This window comes from Phaeobacter sp. HS011, from assembly GCF_018101215.1.
Classification (GTDB): domain Bacteria; phylum Pseudomonadota; class Alphaproteobacteria; order Rhodobacterales; family Rhodobacteraceae; genus Phaeobacter; species Phaeobacter inhibens.
Genome location: NZ_JAGEUF010000003.1, coordinates 55,690 through 67,713, shown reverse-complemented (window position 1 = coordinate 67,713; position 12,024 = coordinate 55,690). Strand labels below are relative to the sequence as shown.

8 protein-coding genes are annotated in these 12,024 nt (G+C 62.7%); 6 read left to right on the top strand and 2 right to left on the bottom strand.

Annotated features, from left to right (window positions below; genetic code table 11):
• Positions 1 to 293: 293 nt before the first annotated feature.
• Positions 294 to 1,175, bottom strand: a complete 882-nt coding sequence (locus J4721_RS06280) for a ferritin-like domain-containing protein (RefSeq protein WP_102876730.1) — start codon at positions 1,173 to 1,175, stop codon at positions 294 to 296.
• 141 nt (positions 1,176 to 1,316) lie between these two features.
• Complete coding sequence (locus tag J4721_RS06275; protein WP_014874841.1) at positions 1,317 to 1,778, bottom strand: peroxiredoxin; 462 nt, start codon at positions 1,776 to 1,778, stop codon at positions 1,317 to 1,319.
• A gap of 100 nt (positions 1,779 to 1,878) precedes the next feature.
• Between J4721_RS06275 and J4721_RS06270 the strand changes: the two genes are divergently transcribed.
• The 6 genes from J4721_RS06270 to J4721_RS06245 all read left to right on the top strand — a co-directional run bounded on the left by J4721_RS06270 (position 1,879) and on the right by J4721_RS06245 (position 11,991).
• Positions 1,879 to 5,601: a DUF3971 domain-containing protein gene (locus J4721_RS06270; protein ID WP_211002467.1), complete on the top strand. Its 3,723-nt coding sequence runs from the start codon at positions 1,879 to 1,881 to the stop codon at positions 5,599 to 5,601.
• A 102-nt stretch (positions 5,602 to 5,703) separates the two neighbouring features.
• Positions 5,704 to 6,774 carry a tRNA preQ1(34) S-adenosylmethionine ribosyltransferase-isomerase QueA gene (gene queA, locus J4721_RS06265; RefSeq protein ID WP_211002468.1) on the top strand — a complete coding sequence of 357 codons (1,071 nt, stop codon included), beginning with the start codon at positions 5,704 to 5,706 and terminating at the stop codon, positions 6,772 to 6,774.
• Between the two features lie 247 nt (positions 6,775 to 7,021).
• On the top strand, positions 7,022 to 8,296 hold the full coding sequence (locus J4721_RS06260) for an MFS transporter (protein ID WP_211002469.1): 1,275 nt from the start codon (positions 7,022 to 7,024) through the stop codon (positions 8,294 to 8,296).
• 137 nt (positions 8,297 to 8,433) lie between these two features.
• Positions 8,434 to 9,012 carry a DUF924 family protein gene (locus J4721_RS06255; protein WP_211002470.1) on the top strand — a complete coding sequence of 193 codons (579 nt, stop codon included), beginning with the start codon at positions 8,434 to 8,436 and terminating at the stop codon, positions 9,010 to 9,012.
• A 191-nt stretch (positions 9,013 to 9,203) separates the two neighbouring features.
• Entirely contained in the window at positions 9,204 to 10,598 is a 1,395-nt protein-coding gene (lpdA, locus tag J4721_RS06250; RefSeq protein WP_014874836.1) for a dihydrolipoyl dehydrogenase, read from the top strand.
• A 142-nt stretch (positions 10,599 to 10,740) separates the two neighbouring features.
• Positions 10,741 to 11,991, top strand: coding sequence for an MFS transporter (locus J4721_RS06245; RefSeq protein ID WP_211002471.1), 1,251 nt, complete (start codon positions 10,741 to 10,743; stop codon positions 11,989 to 11,991).
• Positions 11,992 to 12,024 lie beyond the last annotated feature (33 nt).

The window sequence follows — 12,024 nt, the reverse complement described above, 5'->3', positions numbered from 1 at the left end:
GCCGCGTTAGCGCGCCATGGCGAAAGGGAATAGCCAGCCGGATGGGTTTGGGCAAGCCTGTTGACCCGCTGTTCGGCGGGTCCGCGCGGAAACGGCGCGGCAGCTGTGGGGATCAGCTGCGAAATGAGCGAAAATTCGCCGATATCTGACGGGGGTTGGCGGGATGATGACGGCGCAGGCAGGGTGCCGGTGCGTGCGAAAAGAGCGGCCCGCCGATGATAGGCAGGCCGATTTTATCTGTGGCGGGCAAAGGTTGCGCGGAATTCACCGCTGAAGGCCCGGCTGGGCGACGCCTAGCGCAGGGCCGGGGGTTTGACCGGGATTTCGTCGGCGAGCGGCCAGTAGAAATCCGGCGGTATCCCGGCCTCGGCGCGTTTTTCCTCGTTGAAGGGCGGCTTCAGATGGCCATGGAAATATCTGCCGACGAGATCATGAAAGACCTCCTTCGGGTCCAGATTGTCGCGCCCACAGAGGAAGTGGAACCATTTTGATCCATAGGCCACATGGCTGACCTCTTCGGCATAGATCACCTCCAGCGCGTCAACCGCCTGAGTGAGCTTTGCCTTGCGGAAAACCTCGATCATGCCGGGGGTGACGTCCAGACCGCGCGCTTCCAGCACCATCGGCACGACGGCGAGGCGGCCCATCAGATCCTCGGCGGTGTCTTCGGCGGCGCGCCACATGCCGATATGGGCAGGCAGCTCTCCGTAGTAGCTGCCCAGGGCTTCAAGACAGTCGCACATCAGGTTGAAATGCTTGGATTCTTCATCCGCCGCCTTAACCCAGTCGTCAAAGAAGCCGAGCGGCATCGGCACATGGGAGAACCGCGCGATGATGTCCCAGTGCAGATCAACCGCGTTCAGTTCGATATGCGCCACCGCGTGCAAAAGCGCCTTGCGTCCGGCCTCGGATCCGGGGCGACGACGGGGCACGTCGCGCGGGTTCAGAAGTTCGGGCTTATCGGGACGCGCGGGGTGCAGTGGCGGGCTGGCGGTGCCGACCTCAATCTTTGCCACATCACCGGCGCGATAGGCAAACCAGTGCGCGGCATGGCGGCGCGACAGGGTGGTTTTCTCGCGGCCATCGGCGGTGGTCAGCACCTGCTGCGCCATTTGCGCAAGGCTGAGCGGGCGGTCAGGGCTGTCTGCGTTGGTCTGTGATGCGTCGCTGGTCATCTTCGCGGATCCGTTTCGGCGGTGGGCTGTTGAGCTGGGCTGTTGTTGGCCATTCCCTGCCACCGGGCGCGCTGACCTGCAAGCGGATAGGCGGCCCTGCGCCCGGCCAATGGGCATATGCAGGGCTGCCAGAATGGGCGATCAGAGCGCTTTGGCGGCCTCCAGCACCTCGGCGACATGGCCGTCGACCTTCACCTTGCGCCAGATCTGGGCAATGTTGCCCTCGGCGTCGATGAGGAAGGTCGAGCGTTCGATCCCCCAGTGTTTCTTGCCGTACATGTTCTTTTCCTTCCAGACGCCATAATCCTCGCAGGTGGTGCCTTCGGCATCAGAGAGGAGCGGCGTGGTCAGGCTGTGTTTGGCGACAAATTTGTCGTGTTTTGCGACCGGATCCTTGGAGATGCCATAGACCACCGCCCCGGCATCGGCAAAGGCCTGCAGATGCTCGGAAAATCCGATGGATTCCTTGGTGCAGCCCGGGGTATCATCGCGGGGGTAAAAGAACAGCACGACGGCCTTGCCGCGCAGCTCCTCCAACGTCACGGTGCCACCGCCATCGCGGGGCAGGTTAAAGGAGGGTGCGGGGTCTGAGGGGGCGAGCATAATTCGAGGTCTCCAAAACGGTTTCGCAGGGTTTGCGTGCCACAGTTAGGCCATCACAGGCAAAGGGAAAGCAAGGATTAAACCAGCCTCATCCAAAGCGGTGGATTCTGAACAGGAGCCATCTTCCTCTGCGTCGGCGGATGCCGTGCAGGATGCCGGGCCCAGTGGGGCCGTGGCCGCGGAGGGTGTGGCTGTCGCAAAGGCGGTGCCGCCGCCGGACGGGCCGGGGTTTCTGGGGCCGGATGAGGAGGCGCCGGAGGTGACCGCAGCGCCCGAAGGGGAAGAGGCCGAGGCGGAACGCATAATGCAGGACGAGGCGGTGCCGGTGCCGGTTCCGGGGCCACGGGCGTCCGATGGCATTTCCGCCGGGGATCTCGTCAAACCTGCTGACGAGGATGCAGAGACAGTGGCCGCTGCAGTGTCACAACCCGCTTCGGATGTCAGAGCCAAGCCGAAGCCCCGCATCCTGCGCCGGATGCTGCGCAGTGCAGCCATCACCGCCGTGGTTCTGGCATTGCTGGCAAGCGGGGTTGTTTTCCTTGGGCTGGGGACGCGGCTTGACGCGCCAGACTGGGTGCGTGACCGGGTGGAGCGGCGGATTGAGCGGCATCTGGGCGGGTTAAGCATTGAATTCGGCGCCATTCATCTGGTGGTGAACCGGGGCTGGCGGCCCCGCATCAGCCTGCGCGATGTGACCCTGCGTGATGAGACCGGCGCGCGGGTGGCGCGGTTGGCGGATGCGCAGGCCTCGCTGGCGATGCGGCCCCTGCTGCGCGGTCAGATCCGGCCTAAGACCATCATGTTGAGCGGGCTTTACGGAACCCTGCGGCGGGACAATAGTGGCGGTCTGGCACTGAGTTTGGCCGAGGGGGAGGCACCGCTGCGGCAGGCGGCCACCCTGCCTGCGCTGATTGAGCAATGGGACCGCCAGCTGGAGTTACCGGTGCTGTCAGCGCTGGTCGAGGTTGAGACCGACGCGCTGACCCTGCGCTATGAGGATGCGCGTCTGGGGCGGGTCTGGACGCTGGATGGCGGCAGCATTCGCATGAACCGCAGCGGTCAGGATATTGAACTGGCCGCCGGGTTCTCGCTGCTGAGCGGGCGCGATTACGTTGGGACTGTTGAGGCGAATTACAGCTCCGCGATCGGCGACAAGGCGGCGGAATTTGGCGTGCTTGTCAATTCGGTGGCGAGCAAGGATATCGCTGCCCAGAGCGCAGCACTCGGCTGGCTGGATGTTCTGGACGCGCCGATTTCGGGGTCTCTGCGCGGCGCGATCAGCAGCGAGGGGGCCTTGCTGCCGGTCTCTGCCAGCTTGCAGATTGGCGAAGGGGTGATCCAGCCCACCGCCGCCACCCGCCCGGTGCCGATCACCGGCGCGCAGAGCTATTTCACCTATCTGCCGGACCGGCAGGAACTGCGCTTCAACGAGCTGTCGGTGAACAGCGGCTGGGGCTCCGGCACGATGGAAGGGCGGGCGCGTCTGATCGGGGTGGAAAACGGCCAGCTGACCGATCTGGTCGGACAATTGCGGTTTCAGGGCCTGAGCCTCAACCCGGCGAAACTCTATGATACGCCACTGGATCTCGCCGGGGTGACGGCGGATTTCAAACTGGAGATGGCGCCGTTCCGGCTGCGTCTGGGCGAGATGCTGGTGCGCGACGGTGAGACGCGGATCCTGCTGGATGGCGAGATTTCGGCGGGGCAGACGGGTTGGGATTACGCGCTGAACGGACGCGCCAACCGGATGACCGCCGAGCGGCTGAAAGAGGTCTGGCCTGCCGCAGCGCCCCCAAAGCCGCGCGAATGGGTGCGCGAGAACCTGTTGGGTGGTTATGCGCGGGATGTGAATTTTGCCATGCGCGGCAGTGGCACGGCGAAACCCTTCGTCTATCTCGATCTGGCCTTTGAAGATGCGGCGGTGAAATTCCAGAAATCGCTGCCCCCTCTGCGGGAGGCCGCCGGGCAGTTCAGCCTTTACGGCAACCGGTTGGTGGTGATGGCGACAAAGGGCTGGGTGACGGCGGATCAGGGCGGGCGCGTGGATGCGGCGGGTACGTCGTTCATTATTCCTGACACTTCGGTGAAGGACGGCGCGCCGGGGATCGCCCGGATTGAGGCCTCGGGCGCGGTGACGGCGGCGCTCTCGCTGCTCAACCGTCCGCCGCTTTCGGTGATGGACAAGGCGGGGTTACCGGTGGATCTGGCCTCCGGACAGGTGGCGCTGAGCGGGACGCTGTCCCTGCCGCTGCGCAAAGGGGTGACACCGGAGGAGATCACCTATCACTACAGGGGGCATATTCGCGACGCGGCCAGTGCTGTGCTGGTGCCGGGCGAGCGCCTCTCGGCTGAGGTGCTGGGGCTTAGCGGGGATCAGGGCCACGTGCAGATTGAGGGGGACGGGGCGCTTTCGGGGGTGCCGGGCAGCCTCGTCTGGCGGCAGGCGGTCGGTCCGGCAGTGGAGCGGGCGAGTGCAGCGGCGGGTCAGGCGCCACCTGTGCGGGTCAAAGGCACGATTGAGCTGTCGCAGGACACGGTTGATAGGTTTGATATCGGGCTGCCTGCGGGATCTGTATTCGGTCGCGGGGTGGGCCGGTATGAAGTGGTGATCGACAAGGGCGTGGCGCCGAAGCTGACGCTCGAGAGCGATCTGAGCGGGCTGGGCCTGCGGATCCCGGCGCTGAGCTGGCGGTTGAGCGAAGCCACCACCGGCCAGCTGCGGATGCGCGCCACTCTGGGAGAGACGCCACGGGTGGAGGCGCTGTCGCTTGAGGGGGCGGGGTTGCAGGCAAGTGGGTCGGTGACGCTGGAGGCAGGCGGGGGGCTGCGCCGGGCGCGGTTCGATCCGGTGACGCTGCGCGATTGGTTCCGTGGCGCGGTCGAACTGACCGGGCGCGGTACGCGGGCGCCGGGCATTAATATCCGTAGCGGTGTGCTGGATCTGCGACAGATGCCCGATGGATCGGGCGGCAGTGGCAGCAGCGGTGGGTCCTCTGGCGGGACCGGACCAATCACCCTGCAACTGGACCGAATGCAGGTCACAGACAGCATTGCCCTGACCGGCTTTCGCGGGCGGTTTTCCACCACCGGAGGGTTGAATGGTAATTTTACTGCGGCACTGAACGGTCAAACCGGGGTCAATGGCGTGGTGGTGCCCAAGGATGGCGGTTTTGCCACCCGAATCCAGTCGCAGGATGCCGGCGGCGTGTTCCGCGCGGCGGGCGTGCTGCGCCATGGATCGGGCGGAACGTTTGATATGTCGCTGGTGCCCGCCCCCGGCGCGCCCGGTGAATATGACGGCCAGATTGAGGTGAAGAACACCCGCATTAAGGACGCGCCATCCATGGCGGCGCTGCTGAACGCGGTGAGCGTAGTCGGGCTGATTGATGCGCTGGCGGGGCAGGGCATCCTGTTCACCACGGTAGAGGCCAAGTTCCGGCTGGGGGCGACCCATCTGATCGTCCATGAAAGCAGCGCGGTGGGGCCGTCGATTGGTCTGTCGATGGATGGCAATTATGATCTGGACCGTAGCGTGCTGAACATGCGGGGCGTTATCTCTCCGATCTATCTGCTCAATGCGGTTGGCCGGGTCTTTACCCGCAAGGGGGAGGGGCTGATTGGCTTTGCCTTCACTTTGAAGGGGGCGGCGGATGATCCGCGTGTTCAGGTGAACCCGCTGTCGGGGCTGGCACCGGGGATCTTCCGCGAGTTGTTTCGGGGTCCGGCGCCAAGCCTGCCGGGGGAGGAACCACCCAGCACCGTGGTGCCACGGGCCGAGCGGGAACGGCCGCCCTATTCCGTCTCACCCGGCGAAGATCGCTAGGGGGCAGGCCTTGGGGCGGAGGCCGATTTCGGCGCGGTGTTTGACGGTTTTCTGCGCAAAACCTGTTGGCCAAGTGCGGCGCAACAGCCTATATCGCAGCCTATGAAACTCAGTGATTTTGACTTCGATCTTCCCGATGACCGCATTGCCACCCGTCCGGCAGTGCCGCGCAGCTCCGCGCGGCTGCTGGTGGCGGAAGGCGACCGTATTAGTGATGCGCGCGTGGCCAACCTGGGCCAGTGGCTGCGGTCCGGCGACCGGCTGGTGCTGAATGACACCAAGGTGATTCCCGCGCGCCTCAGCGGGTTGCGTCACCGCGACACCGCACAGGGGCCGATGGCCGCCAAGGTGGAGATCACGCTGCTGGATCCGGGCGCGGATGGCAGCTGGGCGGCGCTTTTGAAACCGCTGAAGAAGGTCAAGCCGGGCGAAGAGATCATTTTCTCCGACGCGCTTAGTGCGACATTGGAGCGGATTGAAGACGGGCAGGGCCATCTGAAATTCAATCTGAGTGGTACCGATTTTGATGCCGCTTTGGCGGAGGCCGGCGCAATGCCGCTGCCACCTTATATCGCCGCCAAACGACCGGCGGATGAGCAGGACAAAACCGACTATCAGACCGTCTGGGCGCGCAATTCCGGTGCGGTGGCGGCCCCCACGGCATCCTTGCATTTTGACGATGCGCTGTTGGCGGAGTTGCAGGCCAAGGGTGTCGAGATCAGCTATGTCACCCTGCATGTGGGCGCGGGCACCTTCCTGCCGGTGAAGGTGGAGGATGTGACCACCCACCGAATGCATGCCGAATGGGGCCGCGTCAGCGCCGAGGCGGCGACGGAGATTGCCGCGACCAAGGCGGCAGGCGGGCGGGTGATCCCGGTTGGCACCACGGCGCTACGGCTGATCGAGAGTGCGGGGCAGTCGGGTGCGATCCAGCCCTGGGAGGGGGATACTGATATCTTTATCTATCCCGGTTTCACCTTCCATGTGGCGGATGCGCTGATGACCAATTTCCACCTGCCGAAATCGACGCTGTTGATGCTGGTCTCGGCGCTGATGGGTCAGGACCGGATTCGGGCGATCTATGATCATGCGCTGGCCGAGGAATACCGGTTCTTTTCCTATGGCGATGCGTCGCTTTTGATCCCGCCGACGGCGGAGATGTCGCAGACCTGAGGCGCAATTTCAGCGAAAAGCAGATTTAACCGGTTGGTCCTATGGTCTTGCCGGGTTCTGTCGTCACCGGGTCTGCCATGGGCACACCCGGTTTTTTGGCTCTCTTGGTCATGAAAACGCCATGGGATTTCGTTCATAACGGCGCGCGGTGATGGCGATGTCCGTGACCAGTTCAACACCCCCAGCGAGGGGCCAGGGCCTGTTAGACGTGCTCTGGCACAGACAAGCAAAGTAGGAGAGACGGGCAATGTGGCAGGTGCTGTCGAGCGCATGGGCGCTGCTGTTGGGTATGGGAATGCTGATGATCGGCAACGGTCTGCAGGGCACTCTCTTGGGTGTGCGAGGGGATATCGAAGGGTTTTCGACCCTTCAGATGTCCTTTGTCATGTCGGCCTATTTCGTGGGCTTTCTGGGCGGGTCCCGACTGGCACCGGAGATGATCCGGCGGGTTGGTCATGTGCGGGTCTTTGCGGCGCTGGCCTCGTTTATTTCCGCGGTGATGATCCTGTATCCTGCGATCACCAATCCAGTGGCCTGGATGCTGGGCCGTGTTGTGATCGGGTTCTGCTTCTCTGGCGTGTATGTCACCGCAGAGAGCTGGCTCAACAATGCCTCTGACAATGCCAACCGGGGCAAGGCGCTCTCTCTCTATATGATCGTGCAGATGGTCGGCATTGTCAGCGCGCAGGCACTGATGCTGGTGGGGGATCCGTCGGGCTATGAGACCTTCGTGATTGCCTCGGTGGTGGTTTCGGTGTCCTTCGCGCCGATTCTGCTGTCGATTTCGCCGACGCCTGCGTTTGACCGGACCAAGCCGATGTCGCTGCGCCAGCTGATGGACGCCTCGCCCTTGGGTTGTGTCGGCATGTTCCTGCTGGGCGGTGTGTTCTCTGCCCAGTTCGGCATGAGTGCGGTTTACGCGGCCTCTGCGGGGCTGAGCCTGACGCAGATCTCGATTTTTGTCGCGACGTTCTACGTGGGGGCCGTGGTGATGCAGTATCCGCTCGGCTGGATGTCTGATCGGATGGACCGCCGGATCCTGATCCTGTTTGGCGCAGCTGTGGCTGGCGCAGCTGCGATTGGTGCGATGACCTTGGGGGCAGATTTCAACTTCCTTTTGATTGCGGCCTTCCTGATTGGTGGCATGACGAACCCGCTTTATTCGCTGCTGATCGCCCATACCAATGACTACCTGGAATATGATGACATGCCGGCGGCCTCGGGTGGGTTGGTGTTCATCAACGGTCTGGGGGCAGTTGCTGGCCCGCTGATCACAGGTTGGCTGATGAGCGATAGCGTCTTTGGCGCGCCGGGCTTCTTTCTATTTATGGCGGTGCTTCTGTTGGTGCTGGCGGTCTATGCCGGTTACCGGACGACTCAGCGACCAGCCATTCCCAATGATGAAACCGGGATCATGTCACCAATGGCTCCAACCGGATCACCTGTCGTGGTTGAGTTTGCCCAAGAGTATGCAATCGAAACGGATATTGAGGAGCAAGAAGCCGCCGCCGAAGCGAGTTGATTGCGCTAACTAATAGAAACTGTGGCAGAATTTTCACGAAACTGTCGTGTATGACGCAAATCGTGACGGGCTTGCCCTTGTAAAATCTCTGCAAAAGCGTCTGAATTTCAGGATGGTATCTATGTGGAGGCAGACCTATGACAGGTCCTGAGGAGATCCTAGACTTCTGGCTCGTGAACACGGGTGAGAAGGGTTGGTATGTGCAGGATGACGCTCTGGATCAGGAGATCCGGGGCCGGTTCGAGACGACGTGGGAGGCCGCCTGTGAGGGCAAATGCGACCACTGGCGCAGCGGGCCGAAGGGGGTTCTGGCCTATATCATCCTGACCGACCAGTTCCCGCGTAATATGTTCCGGGGCGTGGCGCAGGCCTTTGCCACGGATACGCTCGCGCTGGCGGCGGCGAAATGTGCGATCAGCAAGTCCTGGGACATGAAGATTGATGAGCCGCAGCGGCAGTTTTTCTACCTGCCGCTGATGCACTCGGAGAACCTGTGCGATCAGGAGCGCTGTGTGCGACTGATAGTGGAGCGGATGCCCAAGAACAGCGCCTCCAATCTGCTGCATGCGCGGGCCCACCGCGAGGTGATCCGGCAGTTTGGCCGCTTCCCCTATCGTAATGAGGCGCTGTCGCGCAGCAGCACGGCGCCGGAAATGGATTATGTGATGGCTGGCGGTTATGGCAACACCATGCGCAGTCTTCAGGCCGCAGGCTGAGGCAGTTGCCTTTCGGGCTTGCCTGAAACGCATCCTGCCCTGACACTGGTTTTGCGCCGCGCCCCAAGGATCGGGGCGCGGCGTTGCTGTTTCTTGCATGGCCGCTATGAGCCTGCACTGGATGATTGCAGTGCTGCGGAAAATAGTTTAACGGTGAACTAGTTTTTGATCCAGCTTGGCGAGGAACTACCATGGCCGCAGAAACCTATGACGTGATCGTAATCGGCGCAGGGCCGGGGGGCTACGTGGCCGCCATCCGCGCCGCTCAGCTGGGGCTGAAGACCTGCATTGTCGAACGTGAGCATATGGGTGGCATCTGCCTGAACTGGGGCTGCATCCCGACCAAGGCGCTGCTGCGGTCGTCGGAGGTGTTTCACCTGATGGAGCGGGCGAAGGATTTCGGGCTGAAAGCCGACAACATCGGCTATGATCTGGACGCGGTGGTCAAACGCTCACGCGGGGTCGCCAAACAGCTCAGCTCCGGCATCGGCCATCTGATGAAGAAGAACAAGATCGCGGTGGTGATGGGCGAAGCGACGCTCCCGGCCAAGGGCAAAGTGTCGGTGAAAACCGAAAAGGGCACGCAGGAACTGGCGGCGAAGAACATCGTGCTGGCCACCGGCGCGCGTGCGCGGGAACTGCCCGGACTTGAGGCCGACGGTGATCTGGTCTGGACCTACAAACACGCGCTGGATCCGGTGCGGATGCCGAAGAAGCTGCTGGTCATTGGTTCCGGCGCCATCGGTATCGAATTTGCCAGCTTCTACAACACGCTGGGCGCCGACACGACCGTTGTCGAAGTCATGGACCGGGTGCTGCCGGTGGAAGACGCGGAAATCTCCGCCTTTGCCAAGAAGGCCTTTGTCAAACAGGGCATGAAGATCATGGAGAAAGCCATGGTCAAGCAGCTGGACCGCGGCAAGGGCAAAGTGACTGCCCATATCGAAGTGGGCGGCAAGGTCGAAAAACAGGAGTTCGACACCGTGATCTCTGCCGTGGGCATCGTCGGCAACGTCGAGGGTCTGGGCCTGGAAGGTCTGGGCGTCAAGGTTGACCGTACCCATGTTGTGACAGATGAATACTGCCGCACCGGCGTCGATGGGCTTTATGCCATCGGCGATATCGCCGGCGCGCCCTGGCTGGCGCATAAGGCGTCGCACGAGGGCGTCATGGTGGCCGAGCTGATCGCGGGCAAACACGCGCACGCCGTAAAGCCCGAAAGCATTGCCGGTTGCACCTATTGCCATCCGCAGGTCGCCTCCGTCGGCTACACCGAGGCCAAGGCGAAGGAACTCGGGTACGATATCAAGGTCGGTCGCTTCCCCTTCATCGGCAACGGCAAGGCGATTGCACTGGGCGAGGCCGAGGGCATGGTGAAGACCATCTTTGACGCCAAAACAGGTGAGCTTTTGGGTGCGCATATGGTGGGTGCGGAAGTGACCGAGATGATTCAGGGTTATGTGGTGGGCCGCCAGCTGGAGACCACCGAAGAAGATCTGATGAACACTGTCTTCCCGCATCCGACTCTCAGCGAGATGATGCATGAGAGCGTGCTCGATGCCTTTGACCGGGTGATCCATATGTAAGCTGGTCTTAGGGCCTGCTTGATTGAGGTGACAGAGACGCCCGAGGCCATGCTTCGGGCGTTTTTGCATGTGGGGTTTTGCATATGGTTTTTGCTTGGGGCACTCAGTCTGTCTGGTGCTTCGCGATGGGGCGGGGTATGCCATGCGCTTCGGCCGGTCCTGGCGGATTCCATGCGCGACGCGCGATTGCAATGAGGGCAGCCCCATGAACACATCCCATATCAGCCAGCCGCAGACCCGTTGGGGTGTGGTGATGATCATCTGGGCCGCCGGTCTGGGGGCCGCGGCGCAATATGGCAAGATCAGCGTCATCTTCGACCAGCTGGAGGTATTGTACCCGGGGGCCGGTTCGACGCTCAGCCTGACGGTGACCATGGTCGGGGTGATGGGCATTCTGTTGGGCGTGGTTGCGGGCGGGTTTGTCGCCTCGTTCGGCTATCGTCGCAGCCTTGTGTGGGCGCTGTGGATCGGGGCGGCGATGTCGGCACTTCAGGCGCTGCATCTGCCCTATGGTCTGTTTCTGGCAACACGGCTGATCGAAGGCCTGTCGCATCTTGGGATCGTGGTGGCAGCCCCAACGTTGATCCCGCAGATCTGTAGCCCGCGCCACCGTGGCACGGCGCTGTCGATCTGGAGTACCTTCTTTGGTGTCTCCTTTGCGCTGCTGGTCTGGTTTGGCCTGCCGCTGGTTGCCGGGTTCGGCCTGTTGTCGCTGTTTGGTGCCCATGCGCTGGTGATGGCAGTGTTGGCAGTGGTGTTGGGACGGGTGCTGAAATCGGTGCAGGTCCCACCCCGTTTACCGCTGCCCAAGCTGGCGGACCTGCCGGGCCTGCATCTTGAGATCTACCGCTCTGCGGCGAAAGTGGCCCCGGCGGCGGGCTGGCTGTTCTATACCACCTGTTTTGTGGCGCTTCTGACGGTGTTGCCACCGCATCTGGACCCTGCGGTGCGGGTGGGCGTGATCAGTGCCATGCCGCTGGTCAGCATTGCCACCTCGATGACGCTGGGCGTCTGGCTGCTGCGCCGGATGGCGGCGGTGCGTGTGGTGCAGGCTGGGTTTCTGTTGGCCGCTGGTGGCGCGGTCTGGCTGCTGCTGATGCCCGGTCTGCCGCTGGCCTGCATGGCGCTGGCGGTGGCCTTTGGGCTGGTGCAGGGGGCCAGCTTTGCCTCGGTGCCGCAGCTGAACGCCGAGGCGGCAGAGCAGGCGCAATCCAATGGCGCGATGAGCCAGGCCGGCAATATGGGCAATGCCATTGGTACGCCGCTGATGGTGGCCGCCGTTGCTGTTGGCGGATACCATGGAATGATGATGCTGGCGCTGGTGTTGTTCCTCGGCGGCTTTGCTGTGCATGCGATGCTGGCACGGCGGCGCGGGCAAACCGCAGCAATCTGAGCATGTTCGCGCTCCGTTCTCATTTTTCTATTG